At 74.7% G+C, this 26,364-nt stretch carries 27 protein-coding genes; 10 read left to right on the top strand and 17 right to left on the bottom strand.

From position 1 onward, the window contains the following. Positions 1-146 precede the first annotated feature (146 nt). The 4 genes from KDL28_RS04670 to KDL28_RS04655 all read left to right on the top strand — a co-directional run bounded on the left by KDL28_RS04670 (position 147) and on the right by KDL28_RS04655 (position 2,665). Positions 147-554, top strand: a complete 408-nt coding sequence (locus tag KDL28_RS04670; protein WP_252435948.1) for a DUF2786 domain-containing protein — start codon at positions 147-149, stop codon at positions 552-554. Between the two features lie 80 nt (positions 555-634). Beyond that, positions 635-877 (top strand): hypothetical protein, encoded by a 243-nt coding sequence (locus KDL28_RS04665; RefSeq protein ID WP_252435947.1) that lies wholly within the window; start codon positions 635-637, stop codon positions 875-877. A gap of 64 nt (positions 878-941) precedes the next feature. After that, positions 942-1,781, top strand: a complete 840-nt coding sequence (locus KDL28_RS04660) for a hypothetical protein (RefSeq protein ID WP_252435946.1) — start codon at positions 942-944, stop codon at positions 1,779-1,781. A gap of 56 nt (positions 1,782-1,837) precedes the next feature. Next, the gene (locus KDL28_RS04655; RefSeq protein ID WP_252435945.1) at positions 1,838-2,665 is read left to right on the top strand and encodes a hypothetical protein; all 828 of its coding nucleotides are present in this window, start codon (positions 1,838-1,840) and stop codon (positions 2,663-2,665) included. A gap of 4 nt (positions 2,666-2,669) precedes the next feature. On the opposite strand, the gene recG is transcribed toward KDL28_RS04655, so the two are convergent. Beyond that, positions 2,670-4,883 (bottom strand): ATP-dependent DNA helicase RecG, encoded by a 2,214-nt coding sequence (gene recG, locus KDL28_RS04650; RefSeq protein WP_252435944.1) that lies wholly within the window; start codon positions 4,881-4,883, stop codon positions 2,670-2,672. A gap of 16 nt (positions 4,884-4,899) precedes the next feature. Next, positions 4,900-6,561, bottom strand: a complete 1,662-nt coding sequence (locus KDL28_RS04645) for a DAK2 domain-containing protein (protein WP_252435943.1) — start codon at positions 6,559-6,561, stop codon at positions 4,900-4,902. A gap of 136 nt (positions 6,562-6,697) precedes the next feature. Here KDL28_RS04645 and rpmB point away from each other — a divergent pair, with 136 nt between their 5' ends. Next, positions 6,698-6,889 (top strand): 50S ribosomal protein L28, encoded by a 192-nt coding sequence (gene rpmB, locus KDL28_RS04640; protein ID WP_214403073.1) that lies wholly within the window; start codon positions 6,698-6,700, stop codon positions 6,887-6,889. Between the two features lie 62 nt (positions 6,890-6,951). Here rpmB and KDL28_RS04635 read toward each other — a convergent pair whose 3' ends face one another. From KDL28_RS04635 to KDL28_RS04575, 13 genes are all read right to left on the bottom strand, one after another. Then, complete coding sequence (locus KDL28_RS04635; RefSeq protein WP_252435942.1) at positions 6,952-7,629, bottom strand: uracil-DNA glycosylase; 678 nt, start codon at positions 7,627-7,629, stop codon at positions 6,952-6,954. 44 nt (positions 7,630-7,673) lie between these two features. Then, the gene (locus tag KDL28_RS04630; RefSeq protein WP_252435941.1) at positions 7,674-8,198 is read right to left on the bottom strand and encodes a gamma carbonic anhydrase family protein; all 525 of its coding nucleotides are present in this window, start codon (positions 8,196-8,198) and stop codon (positions 7,674-7,676) included. 11 nt (positions 8,199-8,209) lie between these two features. Next, positions 8,210-8,557 (bottom strand): monovalent cation/H(+) antiporter subunit G, encoded by a 348-nt coding sequence (gene mnhG, locus KDL28_RS04625; protein ID WP_252436032.1) that lies wholly within the window; start codon positions 8,555-8,557, stop codon positions 8,210-8,212. 5 nt (positions 8,558-8,562) lie between these two features. Continuing rightward, positions 8,563-8,829, bottom strand: coding sequence for an MrpF/PhaF family protein (locus KDL28_RS04620; protein ID WP_252435940.1), 267 nt, complete (start codon positions 8,827-8,829; stop codon positions 8,563-8,565). Continuing rightward, entirely contained in the window at positions 8,826-9,404 is a 579-nt protein-coding gene (locus tag KDL28_RS04615; RefSeq protein ID WP_252435939.1) for a Na+/H+ antiporter subunit E, read from the bottom strand. Before KDL28_RS04615 ends, KDL28_RS04620 begins: the two co-directional genes overlap by 4 nt. Beyond that, complete coding sequence (locus KDL28_RS04610; RefSeq protein ID WP_252436031.1) at positions 9,401-10,927, bottom strand: Na+/H+ antiporter subunit D; 1,527 nt, start codon at positions 10,925-10,927, stop codon at positions 9,401-9,403. The genes KDL28_RS04615 and KDL28_RS04610 overlap by 4 nt, the downstream gene beginning before the upstream one ends. 8 nt (positions 10,928-10,935) lie before the next feature. Beyond that, entirely contained in the window at positions 10,936-11,430 is a 495-nt protein-coding gene (locus KDL28_RS04605; RefSeq protein ID WP_252435938.1) for a Na(+)/H(+) antiporter subunit C, read from the bottom strand. Further along, a complete protein-coding gene (locus tag KDL28_RS04600) occupies positions 11,427-11,978 on the bottom strand; it encodes an MnhB domain-containing protein (protein ID WP_252435937.1) in 552 nt (183 codons plus the stop codon). Before KDL28_RS04600 ends, KDL28_RS04605 begins: the two co-directional genes overlap by 4 nt. Further along, complete coding sequence (gene mbhE / locus KDL28_RS04595; RefSeq protein WP_252435936.1) at positions 11,978-14,332, bottom strand: hydrogen gas-evolving membrane-bound hydrogenase subunit E; 2,355 nt, start codon at positions 14,330-14,332, stop codon at positions 11,978-11,980. Before mbhE ends, KDL28_RS04600 begins: the two co-directional genes overlap by 1 nt. 432 nt (positions 14,333-14,764) lie before the next feature. Further along, a complete protein-coding gene (locus KDL28_RS04590) occupies positions 14,765-15,040 on the bottom strand; it encodes a hypothetical protein (protein ID WP_252435935.1) in 276 nt (91 codons plus the stop codon). A gap of 25 nt (positions 15,041-15,065) precedes the next feature. Then, entirely contained in the window at positions 15,066-16,745 is a 1,680-nt protein-coding gene (locus KDL28_RS04585) for a sodium:solute symporter family protein (RefSeq protein WP_252436030.1), read from the bottom strand. A gap of 107 nt (positions 16,746-16,852) precedes the next feature. Beyond that, positions 16,853-17,308: a GNAT family N-acetyltransferase gene (locus KDL28_RS04580; protein WP_252436029.1), complete on the bottom strand. Its 456-nt coding sequence runs from the start codon at positions 17,306-17,308 to the stop codon at positions 16,853-16,855. A gap of 85 nt (positions 17,309-17,393) precedes the next feature. Then, a complete protein-coding gene (locus tag KDL28_RS04575; RefSeq protein ID WP_252435934.1) occupies positions 17,394-19,541 on the bottom strand; it encodes a malate synthase G in 2,148 nt (715 codons plus the stop codon). A gap of 99 nt (positions 19,542-19,640) precedes the next feature. Here KDL28_RS04575 and KDL28_RS04570 point away from each other — a divergent pair, with 99 nt between their 5' ends. Then, entirely contained in the window at positions 19,641-20,390 is a 750-nt protein-coding gene (locus tag KDL28_RS04570; RefSeq protein ID WP_308215922.1) for an IclR family transcriptional regulator, read from the top strand. 14 nt (positions 20,391-20,404) lie between these two features. Here the strand turns inward: KDL28_RS04570 and KDL28_RS04565 are convergent, their stop codons facing one another. Together KDL28_RS04565 and KDL28_RS04560 are read right to left on the bottom strand one after the other, a co-directional pair. Beyond that, on the bottom strand, positions 20,405-20,851 hold the full coding sequence (locus tag KDL28_RS04565) for an SDR family NAD(P)-dependent oxidoreductase (RefSeq protein ID WP_252435933.1): 447 nt from the start codon (positions 20,849-20,851) through the stop codon (positions 20,405-20,407). Positions 20,852-21,061: 210 nt separating this feature from the next. Then, positions 21,062-21,211 (bottom strand): hypothetical protein, encoded by a 150-nt coding sequence (locus tag KDL28_RS04560; RefSeq protein ID WP_252435932.1) that lies wholly within the window; start codon positions 21,209-21,211, stop codon positions 21,062-21,064. Between the two features lie 271 nt (positions 21,212-21,482). Here KDL28_RS04560 and KDL28_RS04555 point away from each other — a divergent pair, with 271 nt between their 5' ends. The 4 genes from KDL28_RS04555 (at position 21,483) to KDL28_RS04540 (ending at position 26,304) form a co-directional block, all read left to right on the top strand. Continuing rightward, complete coding sequence (locus tag KDL28_RS04555) at positions 21,483-22,937, top strand: FAD-linked oxidase C-terminal domain-containing protein (RefSeq protein WP_252435931.1); 1,455 nt, start codon at positions 21,483-21,485, stop codon at positions 22,935-22,937. A 68-nt stretch (positions 22,938-23,005) separates the two neighbouring features. Further along, positions 23,006-24,133 carry an FAD-binding oxidoreductase gene (locus KDL28_RS04550; protein ID WP_252435930.1) on the top strand — a complete coding sequence of 376 codons (1,128 nt, stop codon included), beginning with the start codon at positions 23,006-23,008 and terminating at the stop codon, positions 24,131-24,133. Continuing rightward, on the top strand, positions 24,130-25,467 hold the full coding sequence (locus KDL28_RS04545; protein WP_252435929.1) for a (Fe-S)-binding protein: 1,338 nt from the start codon (positions 24,130-24,132) through the stop codon (positions 25,465-25,467). Before KDL28_RS04550 ends, KDL28_RS04545 begins: the two co-directional genes overlap by 4 nt. 51 nt (positions 25,468-25,518) lie before the next feature. Then, the gene (locus KDL28_RS04540; RefSeq protein ID WP_252435928.1) at positions 25,519-26,304 is read left to right on the top strand and encodes an SRPBCC domain-containing protein; all 786 of its coding nucleotides are present in this window, start codon (positions 25,519-25,521) and stop codon (positions 26,302-26,304) included. Positions 26,305-26,364 lie beyond the last annotated feature (60 nt).

Here is a 26,364-nt window from a genome sequence, read left to right as displayed (position 1 = left end):
AACGTTACCGGCGGTGCCGCGTCCGGTCCGCGCGAAGCGCGTCACGCTTCCGGTACCAAGGACGGGTGCGGAGCGGAGCGGCCGAGGAGCCCGACGGCGGAACGACCGGCCGACCGGGGTCCGCGCCGCGATCCCCGCCTGTGGAGGTGCTGCGGCTGCCCGTGCTGACCGACGTCTCGGTGCCCGGCACGGCGCGCTTCGTCGACGCCTTCGCCGAGGCGCAGGCCCTGCTGACCGACCACTTCCCCGGCCCGGGGACCGGGGAGGCGTTCACCGAGGCCGCCGACGCCGCCCGGCGGGCGTGGCGCGCCGCCGTGGGCGCCGCCGAGCGCATCCGGCTGCAGGGCATCGACCCGGCGGAACGGGCGGCCGTCGAGCGCGTGGTCAAGCTGCTCACCACCGCCCGCGACTCCGACAACGAGCCCGAGCGCCGCCTCGCCTACGCCAGGGCGCGCACCGAGCTGGGGCGGCTCGACGCCGCCGGCGTCGTGCACGTGCCGATGCCCGCGCAGGCCGCTCTGGACGCGGCCGCGCGGCGCGAGCTGCCGCCCTGACGCACCGGTCGGAGCGAGCCGGACGGCGCGGTGGGAGGGGTGGCCGTCACCCGTTCCGGGCGGGACGGTACGAATGACGCGTGAGTGACCCGCACCAGGTCGACGACGCAGGCAGCAGGGCCACGACGCTCGCGCTGCTCATCGCGGCCGACGTGCTGCTGGTGCTCACGCTGGTGGTGGTCCTGTCGCTGGCGGTGCAGGCCAAGGCAGGCGTGGTGATGCTGCTGGTGGTGGGGGCGGCGACGGCGCTCGTGGTGGTCCGCCACGTCCAGTTCGCCCGATCCGGCCGACGTGCGCGCGGGATCGCGCGCCAGCGCGGCTGACGAGGGCTCGTTCCGCCACCCCGAACGGGTGCCGATCACGGCCGGTGTCGGGTACCAAGGAGGGGTGCGCCACGACCCGGCCCGGTTCCGCCCCCGGGACCTCCGCGCGTTCGAGGACGGACGCAGGCTGCGCGAGGAGGCCGCGCGGCGCAGGCGCCAGCGGCACCGGGTGCGCGCACGGCGTCCCGGGCCGGGGCGCGGCGGCGCGCGGGCCGCACCGGTCGTGCACGCCGCGGGGCTCCTCGCGCTGCTCGCGGTCGTCTCGGCGGCCACGGCCGGGCCCCTCACGCCCGGTTTCGGCCTGATCGGCATCCTGTTCGCGCTCGTCGTGCTCAACCGCGTCCTGGCCTGGCGAATGCTCACCGCCTCCCCCGCCGTGCAGGTGCCCCCGCTCGCCCCGCCGGCCCCGCCGCCCGACCGGGCGTGGCTGGGGGCCAAGCAGCGGTTCGCGCAGCTGCGCGGCGCCTACGCCGGCTACGAGTGCGACCCCATGCAGGTGCTGCGGCTGCCCGCGCTGGCCGACGTCACCGTGCCCAGCACCGCGCGGTTCGTCGACGCCTTCGCCGAGGCCCAGGCCCTGGACACCGACGCGTTCCCCGGCCCCGGCCACGCCGAGCGGTTCACCACTGCCGTGGACGGCGCCGAGCGGGCCTGGGGCGCCGCGCGCGACGCCGCCGAACGGATCCGGCTCTCCACGCTGTCGCCGGGCGAGCGGGCCTGCGTGGAGCGGATCATCAAGCTGCTGACCACCGCCCGCGACTCCGACAGCGAGCCCGAGCGCCTCGCCGCCTACACCCGTGCCCGCGCCGAGCTGCTCAAGCTCGACCAGACCGGCGTGCTGCACGTCCCGCTGCCCGCTCAGGCCGCGCTGGAGGAGGCCGCCCGCGGCCAACTGCCCTCCTGAGGACGCTGCGCGCGGCACCGGTGTTCAGGTACCAAGGAGGGGTGCGCCGACGACCGGTGAACCGCCCCGTCCCGACCGACGCCCGTGTGCCCGGTGGTCGCCGGGCCCGCGAGCCGCACCGGCGGTCCACGAGGGTCGCGGGGCGCTCCCGCCGGATGTACCCGGTGGCCGTGGCGATGCTGGTGCCCGCGGCCATCGTGTTCGGCGTGACGGCGGGCCTGCTGGCCATCGCGATGGCCGGGCTCTTCCTGCTGATCAACGTGATACCCCTGCTGATGGTGGCGGCCATCGCGATCGGCGTCGGCAGGCACCGGGCCCGGCGCCGCCGCGAGTTGCGCCGCGGCGCGGCCGGGCTCGCGCCCGTTCCCGGCCGACCGGCCGCCCTCCCCCGACCGGACCGGGTCTGGGCCCACGCCCAGCAACGCTTCCAGCAGCTGCGCGCTGAGTACGCCGCCTTCGAGTGCGACGCGATGCGGGTGCTGCGGCTGCCCGCGCTGGCCGACGTGACGGTGCCCAGCACCGGCCGGTTCGTCGACGCCTTCGCCGAGGCCCAGGCCCTGGACACCGACGCGTTCCCCGGCCCCGAGCACGGCCGCCGCTTCGTCGCCGCGGTCGACCGCGCCGAGCGGGCCTGGCGGGCCGCCCGCGAGGCCGCCGAGCGGATCCGGCTCTCCGGGCTCGACCCCGCCGAGCGGGCCGCCGTCGAACGGATCATCAAGCTGCTGACCACGGCCCGCGACTCCGACATCGAGCCCGAGCGCCTCGCCGCCTACACCCGCGCCCGCGCCGAACTCACCAAGCTCGACGCCACGGGCGTGCTGCACGTGCCGCTGCCCGCCCAGGCCGCCCTGGACGAGGCCGCCCGCGGCCAGCTGCCGGCCTGACCGGTCAGACCTTGTCGAGGTAGGCCGCGCGCTCCTCGTCGCCCACCGTCTCGCCCACGAGCGCGGCGAGCCCGGGGTGCTCGACCAGGCCGGGATCGTGCCCGACGATGTCGGTGGCGTAGACCTGCGCCTTGCGGATGACGTCCTCGTGGCGGAGCAGGCTGAGCAGCCGCAGCCCCGAGCGCCGCCCGGACTGCAGCGCCCCGAGCACGTCGCCCTCGCGGCGCAGCTCCAGGTCGATCCGGGACAGCTCGAAGCCGTCGGTGGTGGAGGCGACCGCGTCGAGCCGCTCGCGGGTGGTGGTGCCCTCGGGCACGTCGGTGACCAGCAGGCACACCCCCGGCGCCGAGCCGCGGCCGACCCGACCGCGCAGCTGGTGCAGCTGGGAGAGGCCGAACCGGTCGGCGTCGAGGATGACCATGGCGGTGGCGTTGGGGACGTCGACCCCGACCTCGATGACGGTGGTGGCCAGCAGCACGTCGAGCTCGGCGGCCTCGAAGGCCCGCATCACCGCGTCCTTCTCGTCGGGCGGCAGCTTGCCGTGCAGGATGCCCAGCCGCAGGCCCTCCAGGGCGCCCTCGGTGAGCTTCGGCGCGATGTCCAGGACCGCGAGGGGCGCGCGGCGCCCGGCCTCCTCGGCGTCGGCGCCCTCGTCGGGGGTGTCGAGGTCGACCAGGTCGGCGTCCGGGTCGAGGTCCGCGGCCTTGTCGCCGCCGCCCACCCGCGGGAACACCACGTAGGCCTGGTGCCCGGCGGCGACCTCCTCCCGGACCCGCCGCCACACCCGCTCGAACCACTGCGGCTTCTCCGCCAGCGGCACGACGGTGGTGGCGACCGGGGAGCGCCCGCGCGGCAGCTCGCTGAGCGTGGAGACCTCCAGGTCGCCGTAGACGGTCATCGCGACGGTGCGCGGGATCGGGGTGGCCGTCATGACGAGCATGTGCGGCGCGCGCTCACCCCGCCCGCGCAGCGCATCGCGCTGCTCGACGCCGAAGCGGTGCTGCTCGTCGACGACCACCAGGCCGAGGTCGGCGAAGCCGACGTGGTCCTGGATGAGGGCGTGCGTGCCGACGACGATCCCGGCCTCCCCGGACTGCGCCTCCAGCAGCGCCGCGCGGCGCGCCTTGGCCCCCAGGGACCCGGTCAGCAGGGTGACCTTGGTGGCGAGCTCGGCGGCACCGAGCTCCCCGGCCCGCCCGAGGCCGCCGAGCATGGTGCGCAGCGACCGGGCGTGCTGGGCGGCCAGCACCTCGGTCGGCGCCAGCATGGCGGCCTGCTGGCCGCCGTCGACGACCTGCAGCATCGCCCGCAGCGCGACGATCGTCTTGCCCGCGCCGACGTCGCCCTGCACGAGGCGGTTCATCGGGTGGTCGCGGGACAGGTCGGCGGAGACCTCGGCGCCCACGGCGCGCTGGCCGTCGGTCAGCGTGAAGGGCAGCATCGCGTCGAAGGCGTCGAGCAGGCCGCCGGGCACCGGGGGGCAGGCGGGGGCGGGGCGGGAGACCGTGGCCTGGCGGCGCAGCGCCAGGGCCAGCTGCACGCCCAGCGCCTCGTCCCAGACCAGGCGGTGCTTGGCCGCGTGGATGTCGGCCTCGGTCTCCGGGACGTGGATGCGCCGCAGCGCCCTGCCGAGCTCGGCCAGCCCCTCGCGGCGGCGCAGCGTCTCGGGCAGCGGGTCGGTCGGGTCGTCGAGGACGTCGAGGACCTGGCGCACGCAGCGGGCGATGATCCAGGAGCTGAGCTTGCCGGTGGCCGGGTAGACCGAGATGAACGGGCGGATGGACTCCTCGTCGTCCAGCGGCTCGAACTGCGGGTGGGTGAGCTGGAGCTTCTTGTTGAACGTGCCGACCTTGCCCGCGAACAGCGCCCGGGTGCCGGGCACGATCAGGTTCTTGAGCCTGTGGCCGTTGAAGAACGTGCAGTCCAGCCGGCCGCCGCGGTCGTCGCGGATGACCACGGCCAGCAGGTTGCCCCGCCGCGAGCGCATCGGGCGCAGGGTGGCCTGCTCGACCTCGGCGACCACGGTGGCGTGCTCGCCCAGCTCCAGGCCCGCGATGTCGGTGAGCTTGCCGCGGTCGACGTAGCGGCGGGGGTAGTGGCGCACGAGGTCGCCCACCGTGGCGATCTCCAGCTGGGCGGCCAGCAGGTCGGCCGACTTCTTGCCGATCACGTCGACCAGCGACGTGTCCATGTCGATCTGCGCGTCGATCGCGGTCATCGCCGGACTGCCATCCTCATTCCACTCCGAGCACCAGCGGGTAGTCGCGCTGACCGCCCCGGTGTACCACGACGTCGACCTCGGGGTGGGTGCGGCGCAGGTCGGCCGCCAGCCCCTCGCCCAGGGCGTCGTCCACGTCGGCGCCGAGCAGCGCGGTCACGATCTCGCCACCCGCGGTGAGCATGCGGTGAGCCAACCACAGGGCACCGACAGCGAGGTCGGGCGCGATCAGCACCACCTCGCCGTCGGAGATGCCGAGCACGTCGCCGGGCTCGCAGCGCCCCACCCAGGTGAGCGCCTCGGACTCGGCGACCAGCAGGCCCGCGGTGCGGGTGCCAGCGGCCGCCTCCGCCATCGCCACGACGTCCTCGCCCGCCCGGCGGTCGGGATCGTGAACCGCCAGCGCGGCCAGCCCCTGCAGCACCGAGGCCGTGGGGACCACCAGCACCTCCTGGCCCTCCTTGCGGGCCAGCGAGGCGGCCCGCTCGGCGGGCTCGGTGAGATCGGCGTCGTCGGGCAGCAGCACGACGTGGCGGGCCCGGGTGCCGGCCAGCGCGGCGCGCAGCACCTCGACCTCGACCGGCCCGTCGTGCTCGCGCTCGACGACGTGCGCCCCCGCCGAGCGGGCCAGCTCGGCCACCTCCGGCGCCCCGACGACCAGGACCACCGCCCGCTCCCGCTCGAACGCCCCCGCCGGCCGCGCAGCGGGCGCCGCGGGCGGGTCGGCGAAGCGCACCACGCTGATCCGGTGCGGGCGCCCGGCCGCCACCCCCGCCTCGATCGCGGCCCCGACGTCGGCGCAGTGGACGTGCACGTTCCAGGTGCCCCCCGGCACCCCGTCGCCGACGACGGCGACCGAGTCGCCGATGCCGTCGAGCGCGGCGCGCAGGTCGTCGACGCGGGCCTGGTCGGTGCCGTCGAGCAGGAACATGACCTCGTACTCGTCGGCCTCGCGCGGGGTCGCCTGGGCCGGAACGCGGCAGGTCGCCCCGCCCCCGCCCGCCCCGCCCGCTGCGGCCGGCAGCTCGACGGTCCCCGGCCGCCCGCCCAGCAGCGCCGCCAGCGCGTCGAGCACCACGTAGAGGCCCAGCCCGCCGGCGTCGACGACCCCGGCCCTGGCCAGCTCGGGCAGCTGGCGGGTGGTGGCGCGCAGCGCCCCGGCCGCGGCCCCGGCGGCCGCCTCGGCGACCGCGTCGAGCCGGCTCGCCCCGGCCGTCACCGCGGCCCGGGCCGCGGCGGCCAGCACCGACAGCACCGTGCCCGGCCGGGGCCGGGTGACCGCGGCCGTGGCCAGCAGGTGCGCCCGGCAGAGGGCGTCGGCCAGCACCCCGCCCCCACCCGCCTGCCCGCCGACGGCGGCGACCGCCTCGGCGACCCCGCGCAGCACCTGGGACAGGATGATCCCGGAGTTCCCCCGTGCCCCCCGCAGCGCGCCGGCGGCCAGCGCGTCGGCCACCGTGCTGGTGCGCTCGGGGTCGCCGGAGGGCGGCCGGGCGGCCGCCGCGGGGGGCACGGCATCGGCCGCCGAGCGCATGGTGAGCAGCAGGTTCGTCCCGGTGTCGCCGTCGGGGACCGGGAAGACGTTGATCCGGTCGATCTCGGCCCGGTGCCGCTCCAGGGCCTGGGTGGCGGCCCGCACCCAGCCGGTGAGCAGCGCGGAATCCAGGGTCGGGGGCACGTCGGCGAGGGTAGCGACCGGGCGGTGTGCGGGCCCCACGGCGGCGCGGGTACTCTGACCAGTCGACACGGGTTCCCTGGCATCGCGACCGGGGCGGCCCGGCATTCTAGATCGTCTATCCCGAGGAGTGTCCGACGTGGCTGCCGTTTGCGACGTCTGCGGCAAGGGTCCGGGCTTCGGCATGTCCGTCTCGCACTCGCACCGCCGTACCCACCGCCGGTGGAACCCCAACATCCAGACCGTGCGCGCCGCGGCTGGTGGGGGCAACCGCCGCCGCATGAACGTGTGCACCTCCTGCCTCAAGGCGGGCAAGGTCGCCCGCGCCTGACCGCAGACCCCGAAGAGCCCGGGCCGGCCTCGCCGCCCCGGGCTCTTCGGCGTCCACCCCCGTCAGGGGAGCTTCCAGTCGACGGGGTCGCCGCCGATCTCCTCCAGCATCGCGTTGACCCGGCTGAACGGGCGCGAGCCGAAGAACCCGCGGTCGGCCGACATCGGGCTCGGGTGCGCCGAGGCCACGATCGGCACGTCGGTCAGCCACGGGGTGAGGTTGGCCGCGTCGCGGCCCCACAGGATCGCCACCAGCGGTTCGGCGTCGCGCGCGACCAGCGCCTTGATCGCCTGCTCGGTGACCGCCTCCCAGCCCTTGTTGCGGTGCGAGCCCGACTTGCCGGGCTCGACGCTGAGCACCCTGTTGAGCAGCAGCACCCCCTGCTCGGTCCACGGCGTCAGGTCGCCGTTGGAGGGCATGGGGTGGCCGAGGTCGTCGCAGTACTCGCGGAAGATGTTGGCCAGCGAGCGGGGCACCGGGCGGGTCTCGGGCGACACCGCGAACGACAGCCCGATGGCGTGGCCCGGGGTGGGGTACGGGTCCTGACCGACGATCAGCACCCGGACCTGGTCGAAGGGCTGCGTGAAGGCGCGCAGCACGTTCTTGCCCGCCGGCAGGTAGCGGCGGCCGGCGGCGATCTCGGCGCGCAGGAACTCGCCCATCTCGGCGATGACCGGGGCGACCGGTTCCAGCGCCTGGGCCCACCCCGCCTCGACCACCTCGTGCAACGGACGGGCCATGGGATCTCCTCGGGTCGTTCGGTCTGGAGCAGGGAGCGGAACGGTCAGTCGGGCAGCCGGCGCAGCTCGGCGCGGAACCGCTTGCCGCGGGCGACGTAGGACGCCACGGCCCCGGCGCTGCGGCCCTCGGCGACCTCGTGGCCCTCGCGGACCCGCGCCGGCACGCCCAGCGCCATCCGGCGGGCGGGCAGCTCGAAGCCGGGCGCGACCACCGCGCCGGCCGCGACCACCGCGCCCGCGCCGACGCTGGCCCCGTTGAGCACCACCGACCCGGACGAGATCAGCGCGTCGTCGCCGATGGTGGCGCCCTCGATGTGCACGTTGTGCCCGACGGTCACCCGCGATCCGATGATCGTCGGCTCGCGCCGGGTGCAGTGCACGATCGTGCCGTCCTGGATGCTGGTCCGCTCGCCGACCTCGATGCGGCCCTCGTCACCGCGCAGGACGGCGGTCGGCCACACCGACGACTCGGCCCCGATCCGCACGTTGCCGATCACCACGGCGTCCGGGTGGACGTAGGCGTCGGGGTGGATGTCGGGTTCGTCGTCGCCGAGCGCGTAGACGGGCACGGCAGGGCAGCCTATTGGGGCGGCGGCTCCGGGGCGCGGCGACCCCGCTCGGCCAGCTCGTCGACGACCAGCACCTCGGGGCGCACGGCTCCGCTGCGGTAGGCCGAGCGCCCCACCAGCTGCGAGATCACCGGCGCGGTGATCACCTGGAACAGCGCCACCAGCAGCAGGGTCACCGCGCTGTCGGTGGGCACCCGCATCGCCGTGCCGGCCAGTATCAGGAACAGCCCGAGGGTCTGCGGCTTGGTGGCGGCCTGCAGCCGGGAGAGCATGCTGGGCAGCCGCACCAGGCCGATCGCCCCGAGCAGGCACGACAGGGCCCCGAGCAGCAGCAGGCAGGCCGAGACGATGTCGGCCACCCCGGTCACCGGTGCCACTCCCGCCGCTCGATCAGCCGGGCCGCGGTGATCGAGCCGACGAACCCGATCAGCGCGACCGCCGCCAGCAGCGGGATGTTCGACCCGTCGCGGTAGAAGGCGGTGTAGACCGCGGCCGCGGCCACGATCAGCACGATGAACACGTCGAGCGCGACGATCCGGTCGAGGGCGTCGGGCCCGCGCAGCAGTCGGACCAGGGTCAGCGCCCCGGCCGCCGCGAGCACCCCGAGCACGACGACGTAGACGGCGTTCACCGCTCCCCCTCCCCGGCCGCGGCGCGGGCCTGCTCCTCGGGCGTGCCGAACGCCGCCAGCACCCGCCGCTGCATGTCGAGCGCCTGGCGCCGGGCCCGCTCGACGCCGGCCTCGTCGCGCGGACCGAGCGAGTAGGCGTACCAGACGCCCTGGTCGGGGGCGAAGTGCAGGACCGCGGTGCCGGGCGACAGCGTCACCGCGCTGGCCAGCACCGTCGCCACCCGGTCCGACGAGCTGTACAACGGCACCTCCAGGATCGTCCCGCGCGCCCGCGGGCCGTAGCGCAGGATCTGCCAGCTGACCCCGAGTGTCGATGCCACGAGGTCGTAGGCCAGGAAGACGACGAGGCCGAGCACGCGCAGCGGGCGCACCGGGATCGGGTCGGTGGCCGGGGGCATCGGGAACAGCAGGGTCACGACCAGCGCCACGAGCACCCCGCCGACGACCGTCTGCACCGTGAAGGTGCCCCACAGCAGCACCCACACCAGCGTCAACCAGCCGATCCGGGGCAGCCGGTCGCGCCAGCCTGCGCGCGCGGGGCGACCGTTCGGGCGGCCGTTCGGGCTGTCGCTCACGGCGCGTCCCCCAGCACGGCGACGCGGTACGGCCCGCGGTCGAGCAGGTCGACGCCCGCCCGGTCGGTCATCGCGGTGAGCGGTCCGGCGAACACCGAGATCGCCAGGCTCACCGCCACCAGACCCGCGGTGGCGGCGTACATCGGGGCCGCCGTCGCCGCGGTGCCGACCACGACCTCGTCGTCGGGGTCGTCGTCGGGCAGCGCGGGGCGCGGCTCGCCCCAGAACACCCGCACCCACACCCGCACGAGCGCGACGAGGGTGAGCAGGCTGGCCACGATCACCACGCCGGCCACCGCGACCGGGCCGGACCCGGCGCCGACCCCGGCCTCCAGCAGGGCGAGCTTGGCCACGAACCCGGCGGTGGGCGGGATGCCGGCCAGGGTCAGCGCCGGGATCACGAACAGCACCGCCAGCCCGGGCGCGGTGCCCACGAGCCCGCCCATCTGGTCGAGCGCCACGGTGCCGGTCCGGCGCGTGATCAGACCGCTGACCAGGAACAGCGTGGCCAGCACCGTGATGTGGTGGGCGGCGTAGAGCGCGGCGCCCCCCACCGACTCGGCGTCGAACACGGCCAGCCCGAACAGCATGAACCCGATGTGGCTGACCAGCAGGAACGACAGCAACCGGTTGAGGTCGTTCTGGGCCAGCGCGCCCAGCGCCCCGATCAGCATGGTGGCCACCGCGAGCACGAGCATCAGCGTCCACGGCTCGTCGCGGCTGAACAGCAGCGTCTGGGTGCGCAGCATCGCGTAGAAGCCGACCTTGGTGAGCAGTCCGGCGAACAGCGCGGCGACCGGGCCGGGCGCGTTGGGGTAGCTGTCGGGCAGCCAGAAATGCAGCGGCACGATCGCCGCCTTGATCCCGAAGACGACCAGCAGCATCAGGCCCAGGACGGTGCGCAGCTCGGCGGGCAGCGCGTCCATCCGGCCGGCCAGGTCGGCCAGGTTCACCGTGCCGGTGGCCGCGTAGACCATCGCGATGGCGGTCAGGAACAGCAGCGAGGACATCAGGCTGACCGTCACGTAGGTCATCCCGGCGCGGACGCGGGTGGCCGTGGTGCGCCGGCTGATCAGCACGTAGGAGGCGGTCAGCATGACCTCGAACGCCACGAACAGGGTGAACAGGTCGCCGGTGAGGTAGGCCAGCGACACCCCGGCCGAGAGCATCAGGTACATCGGGTGGAACGTGGTGCTGGCGGTGCCGCGGCCGTAGTCGGCGATGCGCTGGTCGATCGCGTACACCAGCACGGCCAGCGTGACCAGCGTCGAGACCAGCAGCAGCAGCGCGGAGAGCCGGTCGGCGACCAGCGCGATGCCCACCGGGGCCGCCCAGCCGCCGAGCTCGGCGACCACGGGTCCGGACCCATCGGCCACCACGAGCAGCACCCCGGCCAGCGCGGCCACCACGGCCAGCACCACCACGCCGACGACGCGCTGCAGCACCGGCGAGCGCGCGAAGACGACGGTGACCGCGGCGCCGAGCATCGGCAGCAGCACCGGCAGCGTGATGACGGTGCTCATCCCCGCGCTCACGGCCGCTCCCGCTCGCCGGTGGCGGCGGCCTCGACGTCGTCGTCGGTGCTCGCGATGCGGTCGGACGAGGGGTCGTCGGAGTCGTCGGGCGGGTCGTCGTCGGCGGACTCCAGGGCCACCGGGTCGGCCTTCTGCCCGCCGATGCGGCGGTCCTCCACGTCGTCCTGCACCTCGTCGTGGCCGACCAGCACGAACGAGCGGTAGCCCAGCGCGAGCAGGAAGGTGGTCAGCGCGAAGGTGATCACGATGGCGGTCAGCGCGAGCGCCTGCGGCAGCGGGTCGGCCATCGCCGCCGGGTCGGTGCCGATGATCGGCGGGCGCGCGGGCGGGCCCCCGGCCAGCTGCAGCAGCAGGTTGCTGGCGTGGCCGAGCACCACCACGCCGATGAGGACGCGCATCAGCGACCGCGAGAGCAGCAGGTAGAAGCCCACGGCGTAGAGCACGGCGATCGTCGCGGCCATGGTCAGGTTGATGGTCGGGATGATGATCATTGCCTGGCCCGCTCCCCCGACTCCTCGAGGTCGCGCTCGATGCCCGAACCCAGCGAGCGCAGCAGTTCGAGCACCACCCCGACGATCAGCAGGTACACCCCGACCTCGAGGAACAGGCTGGTCTGCACCTCGACCGCGCCGAGCACCGGCAGCGCCGCGCCGAGCTTGGCCGACTCCAGCACCCGCAGGCCGAACGCCAGCGGCAGCAGCGCGCTGACCACGCCCACCGCCATGCCCGCGCCGATGACCGTGGGCGGGCGCACCGCCCGGCCGGAGCCCAGGTCGCCGCCGCCGCCGGCGATGTGGCGCAGCACGAACGCCAGCCCGGCGACCAGCCCGGCGGAGAACCCGCCGCCGGGGCCGTAGTGGCCGACCAGGAGCAGGTAGACCGAGAACACCAGCACGGTCGGGAAGACGGCCCGCGTGGTGATCTCCAGCAGCAGCGAGCGGTGCCGCGGGCCCCGGCAGTCGCCGTTGAGCAGCCACGGCTGGCGCGGCCCGTCCCAGGCCTGCTCCGGGTCGGGGTCGGCCCGGTCGGGCTCGGCCATCACAACACCTCCCGCTCGTGCTCCGGGTCGTTCTGGCCGCTGCGGACCTCGTCGCCGCCGGAGCGGCGCTTGCGCCGGGTGTCGTACCGGGTGGCCAGGACCAGGCTGCTCACCCCGGCCGCGGCGATGAACAGCACCCCGATCTCGCCGACGGTGTCCAGGGCCCGGAAGTCGACGATGATGGCGCTGACCACGTTGGTCGCCCCGGCCTCGGCCGGGGCCAACCGGACGAACTCCGCGCTGACCGCCGCCGGCCCGACGCGCGCCGCGGACAGCACGACGGCGATGCCCGCGACGGTGAGGCCGCCGACGGCGGCGATGACGAGCCGGGGCAGCCGCGAGCGCAGGGTGGCCCGCCGCTCGGTGAAGTGCGAGGGCAGCCTGCGCAGCACGAACACGAACGCCACCAGCGACAGCGTCTCCACCAGGAACTGGGCCAGCGCCAGGTCGGGGGCGCCGTCGACGATGAACAGCCCGCCGACCCCGTAGCCGATGACGCCGACGAGCAGGACCGCGGTGAACCGGCGGTGCGACCGGGTGAGCGCCAGCGCGGCGACCACGACGACCAGCGCCAGCGGCACCTGAAGCACGGAGTCGTAGACCAGTTGGTCGACGGGCCACTGCCCGGCGAGCACGGCGGCCACCCCCGGCAGCAGCACGAACGTGACCAGGATGGCGCCCAGGTAGAGCGGCAGCGAGCCGGCCTGCAGCCGTCCGGTGACCGCGACCGCGAGGCGGCTGACGCCTTCGACGGTGGCCCGGTAGCCGCGCTGCGCGTCGACCGGGCTGTGGTGCGACAGCGCGTCGACGGTGCCGCGGGCGCGGTGCAGCAGCAGCCCGCCGCCGAGGGCGATCGCGGTGAACAGCAGCGGGACGTTGAAGCCGTGCCAGAGCGCCAGGTGGTAGCCGTGCTCGTCGGGGTAGAGCGCGGAGTAGGGCTCGGTCAGCAGGTCGACGAGCACGTACGCCGTGCCGAGCAGGAGCCCGGCGAGGGCGCACAGCCAGATCGGTCCGGTGAGCAGGGCTCCCGGCGGGTGGCGCACCGCGGTCGGCTCGACGCCGGGCTTGGCGGCGAACGCGCCCCACAGGAACCGGGCGCTGTAGGCCACGGTCAGGACCGACCCGGCGAGCACCCCGAACGCCAGCAGGTACCCGCGGGCGCCGCCCTCGGAGACGAAGGCCTCGAAGGCGGCCTCCTTGCCCACGAAGCCCAGCAGCGGCGGCACGCCCGCCATGGAGGCCGCGGCGAGCGTCGCGGCGATGGCCGTGCCGGGCAGGGCAGTTCGCAGGCCGGAGAGCTTGCGCAGGTCGCGCGTGCCGGTGGCGTGGTCGATCGTGCCCACGGCGAGGAACAGCGGGGCCTTGAACAGGGCGTGCGCGAGCAGCATCGCCGTCCCGGCCAGCGCGGCGGTCCGCTGGCCCGCGCCGAGCAGCACCATCAGGAACCCGAGCTGGCTGACGGTGCCGAACGCGAGCAGCTTCTTGAGGTCGGTCTCGGCGAGCGCCCGCCAGCCGCCGACCAGCATCGTGCCCAGGCCGACCACCACGACCGGCCCCCACCACACGGGCAGGTCGGCGAAGCCGGGCGAGAGCCGGGCCACCAGGTAGACGCCCGCCTTCACCATCGAGGCGGCGTGCAGGTAGGCGCTCACCGGGGTGGGGGCGACCATGGCCGCGGGCAGCCACGGGTGGAACGGCAGCTGGGCGGACTTGGTGAACGCCCCGAGAAGCACCAGCACCAGGGCCACGGTCACCAGCCCGCCGCGGGGCGGGTCGGCCAGGATCTCCGAGATCCGGTAGGTGCCCGCGGCCTCGCCGAGCAGCACGAACCCGAGCAGCATGGCCAGCCCGCCGAACACCGTCACCAGCAGCGCCTGGACCGCGGCCCGCCGCTCGGCGCGGCGCTCGCCGCCCTGCCCGACCAGCAGGAACGACGCGATGGAGGTCAGCTCCCAGAAGACGTAGAGGGTCAGCAGGTCGTCGGCCAGCACCAGGCCGAGCATCGCGCCGGCGAACGCGAGCAGCAGCGCGGCGCTGCGGGTGGCCTGCGGGGAGTCGGGGGCGAAGTAGCCGATGCAGTGGACCAGGATCACCGCCCCGACCCCGCTGACCAGGATGATCATCACCAGGGCCAGCGCGTCGAGCCGGAACGACAGGGTGAGCCCGAGGGCCGGCGCCCACGGCACCGACTCCGTGACGCCCGCGCCCAGCGCGGCCCCGGTCTGGGAGAAGGCCCAGAGCAGGGTGATGGAGGGGGGCAGCGCGGCCACGGCGAAGGCCGCGGGGCGGCTGCGCGCCGACACCATCGGCAGCAGTCCCGCCAGCACGAGGTGGGCCAGGACCAGCGCGAGCAAGCTCCCACCTCCGGCGGTCGGTCGGGGTTCCGCGACGAGCCACCCTAGGGCGGCGACAGCGGGGCGATCATCGCCCGGTCGCGCCGGCACCGCTCGGCGGCACCGCGAGGTCACCCGCCGATACGGACCAATCGGGCGGGTCGTTGGCCCCGACGCTACCCGACGGGCCGTCGTGAGCAGGTTCACGACCGACTACTGGAACGATCCAGAAGATCGATTCGCTGAACCTCACGTGATGACCGAGAAGAACACCACCGCCCGCATCCGCCGCGTCCTGCGCCGTCTGGACGCATGGACCCTGACCGTCTTCAACCCGTACGTGCACTCCGACCACCGCTGAGCCGGACGGCTCGGCCCGACTCCCGGCCCGCGACCTCGATGCCGAGGCCGCGGCCGTTCCACGTCGGGGTCCGAACCGCTCAGCCACCCACCTCAATGGCCGCCCGGGCGCGCGTCGGTGTCGTCGGACGGCTCCGAGGGCGCGGCCACGACGGGCGGGCGCAGCCACACCCACAGCACGAACCCGGCCGCCACGGCCAGCATGGCGATCCCGGTCCACAGGTTCAGGTGGACGCCGCCTGCCTTGTCCAGGTCGGCCGGGCCGGTGCCCAGCGCCCCGAGCAGGGTCAGCACCAGCCCGTAGACCCCGAACAGCAGCGCGATCACCGATCGCAGGTCGAACAGGGCCGCCAAGGTCGACGCCTTCATCTCTTCTCCTCCTCGCCGACCGGGATCACGGGACCAGCAGGTAGAGCACGACGGTCAGGGCGATCACCATGCCGCCCAGCAGCGCGGGCGAGCGGTACCAGCCGGCGTCCTCGCCGGTGGTCTCGTGGCTGCGGCTCTCCTTCGGGGTCAGCTGCCAGACCAGCCCGACCAGCTCGGCCTCCGGCTTGGGCGCGGTGACCATGGTGACCACCGAGGCGACGGCGATGCCGAACACGAACGCCGCGCTGGCCCCGATGAACGCCCCGGCCTGCGCCGAGACCGCCAGCACCCCGGTGCGCACCAGCACGTCGACCACGATCGCGGCCAGCGTCCCGGCGACCAGCCCCGTCCAGCCCGCCGTTCCGGACATGCGCTTCCAGAACAGCCCCAGGATGAAGATCGCGAAAAGCGGGGCGTTGAAGAAGCTGAACAGCGACTGGATGTAGTCCATCAGGTTCTGGTAGCTGCCGGCGATGAACGCGGTGCCGATCGCCAGCACGCAGCCGGCCACCGTGACCGCCCGGCCCACCCGCAGGTAGTAGGCGTCCTCGCGGCCGGGCCGGATCCAGTCCTGCCAGATGTCGTAGGTGAACACCGTGTTCAGCGAGCTGACGTTGGCCGCCATGCCGGCCATGAACGCGGCCAGCAGCCCCGCGACCGCCACCCCCAGGATGCCGTTCGGCAGCACCTCACCCATCAGCAGCGACAGCGCGTTGTTGTAGGTGACGTCGGATTCGCCGCCGGCCTTCAGGGTGGTCAGCTGGGGCACCAGCACCGCGGCGATCATGCCGGGGATCACGATCACCAGCGGGATCAGCGCCTTGGGGAACGCCGCGATGATCGGGGTGCGCCGGGCCGCGGACATGCTCTTGGCCGACAGGGCCCGCTGCACCTCGGCGAAGTTCGTCGTCCAGTAGCCGAAGGACAGCACGAACCCGAGCCCGAACACGATGCCCAGCACCGACAGGAACGCGTTCGGGATCTCGGTCAGCGTGGTGCCCGGCCAGGACGACAGCTCCTCGGACCCGCCGACCTCGGTGATCCGCTGCTGCAGCCCGTTCCACCCGCCGACCCGGGCCAGCCCGGCCACCGTCAGCGGGATGAGCAGCGCCAGGATCACGAAGAACTGCAGCACCTCGTTGTAGATGGCCGCCGACAGCCCGCCCAGGAAGGTGTAGCTCAGCACCACCAGCGCGGCGATCGGGATCGCCAGCTGCAGCGACCAGCCCAGCAGCGCCTCGAGCACCAGCCCGAGCGAGAACAGGTTGACCCCGGCGATCAGCACCGAGGCCAGCGCGAAGCTCACCGCGTTGACCCGCTGGGTGGTGGTGTTGAACCGCATCCGCAGGAACTCCGGGACGCTGCGGGCCTTGCTGCCGTAGTAGAACGGCATCATCACGATGCCCAGGAACACCATCGCCGGGATGGCGCCGATCCAGTAGTAGTGCACGGTCGGGATGCCGTACTGGGCGCCGTTGGCGGTCATCCCGATCAGCTCGATCGCGCCCAGGTTGGCCGCGACGAACGCCAGCCCGGTCACCCACGCCGGTAGCGACCGGCCGGAGAGCAGGAAGTCCAGGCTGGACGAGATGGACCGGCGGGCGATGAACCCGATGCCCAGGACCAGCACGAAGTAGAACATCACGAGCACGTAGTCGAGTGCCGAGACGTCCAATCGCAGATCGGTCTGCGCCAGCACCATGATGCCCACCCACCCCTCCCGCACCGTCGCGTGCGCGAATCTTGCGCGAAGTGGACAGTCGGCGCCACAGGAAGCGCGATCGTGTCCGCGGCGTCCCCGGATGCGGCGGACTACTGGTCTGAACGGCCGATCATGTCGATCGTCTTGGCGAAGCACCGGCTGTTCGGGTAGTCGCGGTAGGTGCCGAAGTTCGGCATCGGCCGGTAGCCGGCGCTGGTGTACAACGCGATCGCCTCGGGTTGGGCGGTCCCGGTCTCCAGCACGCACCGCAGCCGCCCGGCGGCGGCCGCGGTGCGCTCCAGCTCGGCGAGCAGCGCGCGGGCGAACCCGCGTCCGCGATGGGTCTCCCGCACGTACATGCGCTTGAGCTCGGCGTCGCCGGGGCGCAGGGCCGGCTCGTCGCCGCCGTCGCGGGCGCGCCAGCCCCCGCAGGCCACGGGCTCGCCGTCGGACCACCCGATGACGAAGTGGCCGCGCGGCGGGGCGAAATCGGTGGTGCTCACCGGGGTCACGTCGCCCTCGTCGCCGTAGCGCTGCTGGTAGAACCGCTGCAGCTCGTCGATCATCTCCAGCGCGAGCGGGTGGTCGAAGGGCGTGGGGCGCAGGTCGAAGGTGGTCTGCACACCGGCATACTCACCCGTCGACCCGCTCTCACGCACGCGCCTTCGCCTTCTGCCGCCAGCCGGTCAGCGCCCGCTCGGTGTAGCCGTTGGGCTCGGCGCGCCCGGAGAACACCAGCTCCAGCGCGGCCTGGAACGACTCGCTGCCCTCGAGGTCCTCCGCCATGGGCCGGTAGCCGGGCTCCCCGGCGTTCTGCTCGTCGACGAGCGCGGCCATCCGGGCGAAGGTCTCGCGCACCTCGTCCTCGGTGACCAGGCCGTGGTGCAGCCAGTTGGCGATGAGCTGGCTGGAGATGCGCAGCGTGGCCCGGTCCTCCATCAGCCCGACGCCCTCCAGGTCGGGCACCGTGGAGGCGCCGATCCCCAGCCCGACCCAGCGCACCACGTAGCCCAGGATCGACTGGGCGTTGGTCTCCAGCTCGTGGCGGCGCTCGTCGGCGGTCAGCTCGCGGTCGAGCACCGGCACGACCAGCAGCTGGCGCCGGTCGGTCCGCCGACCGGCCAGCTCCTTCTGCCGGGCCAGCACGTCGGTGCGCAGGTAGTGCAGGGCGTGCACGGTGGCCGCGGTCGGCGAGGGCACCCAGGCGCAGTTCGCGCCGGCCTGCGGGTGGGCGCCCTTGGTGGCCAGCAGCTCGGCCATGGCGGCCGGCTTGGCGAACATGCCCTTGCCGATCTGCGCCTTGCCCTCGAACCCGGCGGCGAGGGCCACGTCGACGTTGCGGTCCTCGTAGGCGGCGAGCCACGCGGTGGACTTCATGTCGTTCTTGCGGACCACCGGCCCGGCCTCGAAGTCGGTGTGGATCTCGTCGCCGGTGCGGTCCAGGAACCCGGTGTTGACGAAGATGCAGCGGTCCTGGGCGGCGGCGATGCAGGCGTCGAGGGTCAGCGAGGTGCGCTTCTCCTCGTCCATGATCCCGATCTTGAGGGTGCCGTGGTCCAGGCCGAGGGCCTGCTCGACGGCGCCGAAGAGCTCCGCGGTCAGCGCGACCTCGTCGGGCCCGTGCTGCTTGGGCTTGACGATGTAGACCGAGCCGGAGCGGGAGTTGCGGTAGCGGCCCAGCCCCCGCAGGTCGTGCAGGGCGGCGGTGGCGCAGACCAGCGCGTCCAGCACGCCCTCGGCGACCGGCTGGTCGTCGGCGGCGCGCACGGCGTCGGTGCTCATGTGGTGGCCGACGTTGCGCACCAGCATCAACGAGCGGCCCGGCAGCACCAGCTCGGAGCCGTCGGGGGCGGTGTAGGTGCGGTCGCCGTGCACCGCGCGCTCGACCGTCTTCCCGCCCTTCTCGAAGGTGGCGGTGAGCGCGCCGGTCATCAGCCCCAGCCAGGTGCGGTAGGCGTGCGCCTTGTCCTCGCCGTCCACGGTGGCCACCGAGTCCTCGAGGTCGACGATCGTGGTGATCGCCGACTCCAGCACGACGTCGGCGACGCCTGCGTGGTGCTGGCGGCCCACCCGGTGCTCGGCGTCGACGGTCAGCTCGACGTGCAGGCCGTTGCGCCGAAGCAGGACGGCGGTGGGTGCGTCGGCGTCCCCGGTGGAGCCGGCGAACTGCGCGGGGTCGGCCAGGCCCGTCTCCCCCGCCGCGGTGCGCACCACCAGCGCGCCGTCGCGCACGGCGTAGGCCGTCGCGTCGCCGTGGCCGCCCGCGGCCAGCGGGAAGAGCTCGTCGAGCAGGCGGTCGGCCTCGGCGATGACCTGGGCGCCGCGGCGCTCGTCGTAGCCCGAGCCGAGCTGGTAGCCGGGCTCGATGTCGTCGAGGGACAGCACGTCGGTGCCGTAGAGGGCGTCGTAGAGCGAGCCCCAGCGGGCGTTCGCGGCGTTCAGGGCGTAGCGCGGCACGGTGGCCGGGACCACCAGCTGCGGGCCCGGGACGGTGGCGATCTCGTCGTCGACGTTCGTCACGGTCAGCCGCGGCTGGGCCGGGGAGACCAGGTAGCCGATCGAGTTCAGGAAGGACTCGTACTCGGCCGGGTCGCCCGCGCGGTGCTCGCGGTGCCAGGCGTCGATCTGGCGGGCGAACTCGTCGCGCTTGGCCAGCAGCGCGGCGATCCGGGGCGCGAACCGCTGCTGCAGCTCGGCCAGGACCGACCAGAAGCCGTCGGGTTCCAGATCGAGCCCGACCAGCAGCTCGTCGGCCACGAAGGCCCGCAGCGCCGGGTCGATCCGCAGGTCCGTGCTCACCGTGCTCACCGTCCTCGTCTGGACTTCACCGATGTCGCCTGATTTTCTACCAGACGAACTCTGTTTTCCGCAGTGTGGAACTTCCGTAGGATCGGCCGGGTGACCGAACCGAGCTCCGGCGTCCAGGCCCTCACCCGGGGCGTCGACCTGCTCGAAGCGCTCGCCGACGCCGGTGGCGAGGCGGGCGTCTCCGAGCTGGCCGGCCGCACCGGGCTGGCCCCGGGCACCATCCACCGCCTGGTCCGCACCCTGCTCCACGCCGGCTACCTGCGCCAGCTGCCGTCCCGGCGGTACGCGCTCGGACCGCGGCTCATCCGCCTCGGCGACTCCGCCACCCGGATGCTCGGCCGCTGGGCCACCCCGACGCTCACCGAGCTCGTCGCGGCCATCGGCGAGACGGCCAACCTCGCCGTGCTCGACGGCGACCACGCCGTCTACGTCGCGCAGGTGCCCTCGCCGCACTCGGTGCGGGTGTTCGCCGAGATCGGCCGGCGCGTGCCGGTGCACTGCACGGGTGTGGGCAAGGCGCTGCTCAGCGCACTGCCCGCGGCCGAGGCGGAGACGCTGCTGGCCCGCACCGGGCTGCCCGCGGTCACGCCGTCGACGGTCACCGACCCGGACCGCATGCGCGCGGAGCTGGCCGCGACCCGCGAGCGCGGCTACGCCACCGACGACGGCGAGCAGGAACCCGGGGTGCGCTGCGTGGCGGTCCCGGTGGTCGGGGCCCACGGCGCGGTGGCGCTGTCGGTCTCCGGGCCGGAGGGGCGCATGGACGCGGCCGCGCTGCGCCGGGCCGTGCCGCTGGTCGTCGCGGCGGGCGAGCGCCTGCGCACCGCCCTCGCCGCCTGACGCTCCGGCGCCGATCAGGTCAGGGCCATCCCGCCGTCCACCGCCAGCACCTGCCCGGTGACCCAGCCCGCGGCCGGGTCGGCGAGGCGCACGACCCAGGCCGCGACCTCCTCCGGCCCGCCCCGCCTGCCGAGCGGGACCCGAGCGACCTCGGCCCGCTTGACCTGCTCCACCACCTCGGGCGACAGCCCCGCGGCAGCCAGGGCACCGCTCTCGGTCGGACCGGGAGCGACCGCGTTCAGCCGCGCACCATCGGCCGCGAGCTCCAGCGCCCAACTGCGGGTGAGGTGCTCCAACGCGGCTTTCGACGCACCGCGATGCGCCGCCCCCGGCGCGGGCCGGTGGCCGAACGTGCTCGTCACGTTGACGATCGCACCCCGACGCTCGCGCAGCGACGGGAGGGCGGCCGCGGCGAGCAGGCCGGGGGCGACCACGTCGGCGCGGCGACCGACCGCCAGCACGTCGGCACCGGCCGCGCCGAAGTCGAGGCCCGCTTCCCGGGTCTGCTGCCCAGCCTGCCGGCCGCGGCCGCGGCGGAGGGGGTCGGCGACGAGGTCTCCGCGGTGATGCCCGGCGCCCGGCGCTGACCGGCCGACTCGGGGCCTCCTACCGCGTCACCTGTTACGAGCAGTGGCCGGTCCGGCGACGACGCAGCGGGACCCGCGTCGGGCTCAGGGGCGGGCGAACCAGGGCACCATGACGCCGGCCGCGAAGGCGGGAGTCAGGGCGCCGGTGAGCGCGAGGAGCAGCGCGATGGCCGCGGCCAGCAGCAAGGACAGCTGCAGGATCCGACGGGGTCCCAGGAACCGTCGAGGTCGCACGGTCGCCTCCGGATCGGGTCGGTGTCCGACGCCCGCGGACGAGGTCAGTGCGGCGGCGTCGGGCCCCCACGGTAGTTGGTTGCGGCGTCACCCGTTCGGGCGGCCCCGCCATCGCCGGGTGGCAGGCGCGGGTCCGGTGGCGTCGTGGTGACCGGGCGCTTCCCCTCCACCCGGCCAGCCGGCGGGTCGCGGAGCCGGGCGCGATGCCCGTGCGGCACGTAGTCTCCGCACCAGCACAGTCCCGGCCCGAGCGAGCGCGAGGGGTGAGCCGATGACTCTGGACGGCGTGGTCCGGCGGGCCTTCGAGGAGGCGCTCGACCCCCGGGACGTGATCTGCGACGAGGTCCGCTGCCGGGCCTACGAGTGCGACGGCCTGACCGGCTACCGGGTGGTGCCCGAGCTGGTGCTGCTGCCGCGCGACGCCGCACAGGTCGCCGCGGCGGTGCGGGTGTGCGCCGAGCACGCCGTCCCGTTCGTGGCCCGCGGCGCCGGTACCGGCCTGTCCGGCGGGGCGCTGCCGGTCGCCGACGGGGTGGTGATCAGCCTGGCCCGGCTGAAGCGGGTGCTGGAGGTCGACCCCGTCGACCGGCTGGCCGTCGTGGAGCCGGGGGTGACCAACCTGGAGATCACCGCGGCCGCGGCCCCGCACGGGCTCTACTACGCCCCCGACCCGTCCAGCCAGCAGGTGTGCACCATCGGCGGCAACGTCGCGGAGAACTCCGGCGGCGCGCACTGCCTCAAGTACGGCTTCACCACCAACCACGTGCTCTCCTGCGAGGTGGTGCTGCCCGACGGCTCGCTGGTCACCCTGGGCGGCGACAGCGGCGAGCAGGCCGGCCCCGACCTGCGCGGGGTGTTCCTCGGCTCGGAGGGCACGCTCGGCATCACCACCAAGATCACCGTGCGGCTGCTGCGCACCCCGGAGTCGGTGCGCACGCTGCTGGCCGACTTCCCGTCGGTCACCGCGGCGGGCGACGTCGTCTCCGACGTCGTCGCGGCCGGCATCGTGCCCGCCGCCGTGGAGATGATGGACACGCTGGCCATCGAGGCCGCCGAGCAGGCCGTGCACGCCGGCTACACCCTGGGCACCCCCGCGGCGCTCGTCGTCGAGCTCGACGGCCCCGAGGCCGAGTGCGACGTGCAGTTCGAGCAGGTCAAGGAGATCTGCGAGCGGCACGGCTGCACCCGGCTGCACATCGCGGGCTCCGCGGAGGAGCGCGCGGCGATCTGGCGCGGGCGCAAGGCCGCCTTCGCCGCCGTCGGGCGCATCTCCCCCGACTACTTCGTGCAGGACGGCGTCGTCCCGCGCACCCGGCTCGCCGAGGTGCTCGGCCGCATCGCCGAGATGGGCGACGAGGCCGGCCTGCGGGTGGCCAACGTCTTCCACGCCGGAGACGGCAACCTGCACCCGCTGGTGCTCTACAGCGCCGCCGCCGGGGAGACCGAGCGCGCCGAGCACCTGTCCGGGGCGATCGCCGAGCTGTGCGTGGAGCTGGGCGGCTCGCTGTCCGGTGAGCACGGCATCGGCACCGACAAGGCCTGCTCGATGCCCAAGATGTTCGGCGAGGAGGACCTGGAGACCATGCGCCGGGTCCGCTCGGCCTTCGACCCGGCGGGCATCTGCAACCCGGGCAAGGTGCTGCCCACGCCGCGGCTGTGCGGGGAGCGGCCCGGGAGGTACCGCCCGCACGCGCTGGAGGAGGCGGGGGTGATCGAGCGGCTGTGAGCGGGTTTGCGAGCGAACCATCGAGAGCGCCTCTGCGAAGTGCCGACCGAGCGCAGCGAGGGAGAGCGGTGAGTGGGACGACCGGTTCGACGAGCGTCCGCCCGACCGACCTGAAGGCGGTGCGCGACGCCGTCCTCGACACCGCGGGCCCGATCGCGATCGCCGGGGCGGGCACCGCGGCCGATTGGGCCGGCGACCTCGACCCGGTCGACACCGTGCTCGACACCACCGGCCTGACCGGTGTCATCACCCACAACCCCGGGGACATGACGGTGGCGGTGCGCGCCGGCACCCCGCTGCGCGCGCTGCAGGACGAGCTGTCCCCGCACGGCCAGCACGTCTCGTTCGACGCCGCCCGGGTGGCCGACGGGGCCACCGTGGGCGGTCTGGTCGCCACCGCGGACGCCGGGCCGGCCGCGCTGGTCTTCGGATCCCTGCGCGACCTGGTCATCGGCGTGACGATCGTGCTGGCCGACGGGTCGGTGGCGCGCGGCGGCGGGCACGTCATCAAGAACGTGGCCGGCTACGACCTGGCCAAGGTGCTGCACGGCTCATACGGCGCGTTCGGCGTGCTGGCCGAGGTGGTGCTGCGGCTGCACCCGGTGCCCCGGGCGAGCACCACGATCGCGCTGCCCTGCCCGCTGGAGGGCGCCGGCGAGCGGGCCGCGCGGATCCTCGGCGGCCCGTACGAGCCCGCCGCCCTGGAGTGGGTCTCCGACGACGGCGGCCGGCTGCTGGTGCGCCTGGAGGGCACCCGCGACGCCCTCCCCGCCCGCGCCGAGCGCATCCGCGAGCTGCTCGGGCCGGAGGCCGCCGACACCCCCGACGACGTGTGGGAGCGGCACGCCGGGCTCGTGCGGGGCTCGGCCGAGGGCGCCGTGCTGCGCATCGGGGCCCGCCCCAGCCGCCTCCCCGACCTGCTGTCCCGGCTGCGGTGGCGCACCGCGACGGCCGGGCTGGGCAGCGGTGCGGCCACCGTCGAACTGCCCGTCGACGCGGTCGTCGAGGCCCACGGCCTCGTGCACGAGGCAGGCGGCACGTCGGTGCTGCGCCGCCGGCCCGATGGGGCCGGCCTGCCCGGCTGGGGCCCGCCGCTGTCGGCGCTGGCCGTGCTGACCGCCCTCAAGCGCGAGCTCGACCCCGAGGGCCGGTTCGGGCCCGGCCGGTTCAGCCCCTGGATCCAAGGAGCCCCGTGACCACTCCCGCCGGATCGGCCGAGACCAACCTGCCGCAGACCGCGCCGAGCTCCTTCGACGACCGGCGCCCGCCGGAGCGCGAGCTGCTCGACGACTGCGTGCACTGCGGGTTCTGCCTGCCCACCTGCCCCACCTACCAGCTGTGGGGCGAGGAGATGGACTCCCCGCGCGGCCGGATCTACCTCATGGACCTGGCGGCGAAGGGCGAGATCGCCCTGGACGGGCCGTTCACCGAGCACATCGACCAGTGCCTGGGCTGCATGGCCTGCGTGACCGCGTGCCCGTCCGGGGTGCAGTACGACCGGCTGCTCGAGTCGGTGCGCCCGCAGATCGAGCGCAACGTCGAGCGCGACACGGGCGACCGGCTGTTCCGCGACGCGATCTTCAGCCTGTTCCCCTACCGGCGCAGGCTCCGGGCCGCGGCGCTGCCCGGCGCGCTCTACCAGCGGCTGCGCCGGATCCCGGCGGTCGCGAAGCTCGCCGCGAAGCTGCCCGGGAGGCTGGCGGCGATGGAGTCGCTGCTGCCGCCGGTCGCGGTGCGCGACGCCTTCGCCCGGCTGCCGGTGTCCACCCCCGCCGCCGGCCCCCGGCGCGGCGCGGTCGCGCTGCTGTCCGGGTGCGTGCAGGACGTGTTCTTCCACCGCGTCAACGAGGCCACCGTGCGGGTGCTCGCCGCGGAGGGCTACGACGTCGTCGTCCCGCGCGACCAGCAGTGCTGCGGCGCCCTGGAGCTGCACGCCGGCCGCGAGGACAGCGCCCTCGGGCGGGCGAAGCGCACGATCGCCCGGTTCGAGCCGCTGGCCGTGGACGCGATCGTGACGAACGTGGCCGGCTGCGGCTCGTCGATGAAGGAGTACGGCCACCTGCTCGCCGACGACCCGGAGTGGGCGTCGCGGGCGGAGGCGTTCAGCGCCCGGGTGCGCGACGTGCACGAGGTGCTGGCCGACGGCGAGCCGCAGGCCCCGCGGCACCCGGTGCCGGGTCGGGTCGCCTACCACGACGCCTGCCACCTCGGGCACGCCCAGGGCGTGCGCGAGCAGCCGCGGGCGGTGCTGCGCGGCGTGCCGGGCGTCGAGCTGGTCGACATCCCGGAGGCCGCGCTGTGCTGCGGCTCGGCCGGCATCTACAACCTCCTCTTCCCCGACGCCGCCGCCGATCTGGGCGCGCGCAAGGCCGAGAACGTGCGGTCGGTGCGCCCGGACGTCGTGGTCACCGCGAACCCGGGCTGCCTGCTGCAGATCGGCAAGCACCTCGGCCTCGACACCGTGCCGCTGCTGCACCCGGTGCAGCTGCTCGACGCGAGCATCCGCGGCGTCCCGCTGCCCCGGACCTGACCCTGTATTTCGGCATTGACTTATATAAGCTGGAGCCGATAGCTTTCCGGCGTGGCCGCACCCGACCGCCGTTCGCTCGCCTTCTGGTCGCAGCGGCTGTCCGCGCTGGCCACCGAGCTCGCCCGCGGCCACCGCGCCGCCCGCCGAGCCGCGCTCCCGCACGCCCACGACACCGCCCGCCCGACGGGGAAGGGACCACCCATGTCCGAGATCGACGTGGCCGGCCAGCTGGCCGCGATCCACCGCGAGGTCCAGCTCAAGGCGGCCGACACCGCCCCGGAGGGCGGCGACGTCGTCGCCGTGCTCCTGCGCCGCGAGTACACCGCCGACGCCGCCGACGTGTGGGACGCCCTCACCGCCCCCGACCGCCTGCGCCGGTGGTTCCTGCCGGTCACCGGCGACCTGCGGCTCGGGGGCACCTTCCAGACCGAGGGCAACGCCGGCGGCGAGATCCTCACCTGCGACGCGCCCCGCCTGCTCCGGGTCACCTGGGGCGACGCCGCCAGCATCGTCGCCCTGCGCCTCACCGCCCTCGACGCCGACCGCACCGCCGTGGAGCTGGAGCACACCGTCCCGGTCGCCTTCGCCGGCGGCGGCGCAGGCGCGCTCTACGTCGGCCCCGGCTGGGACCACAGCCTGCTCGCGCTGGATCTGCACCTGACCGGTCACCCGGACCCGTCGGGGGTCGAGAGCGGCCCGCAGGGACCGGAGATCGGACGGCGGTCGATCGCGGCCTGGGTCGAGGTCGTGCGGGCGTCCGGGACGGCCACGGCCGACGAGGTCGCCGCCGGGGAGGCCGCCGCGCTCGCCCAGTTCGCCCCGGCCCCGCAGAGCTGACCCGCACCTCCACCACCCCCATCCCCTCCCCCTCCCGACGTCAGGAAAGCCACCATCAGG

Source organism: Pseudonocardia humida (assembly GCF_023898865.1).
Classification (GTDB): domain Bacteria; phylum Actinomycetota; class Actinomycetes; order Mycobacteriales; family Pseudonocardiaceae; genus Pseudonocardia; species Pseudonocardia humida.
This window is presented reverse-complemented; position numbering and strand designations above follow the sequence as displayed.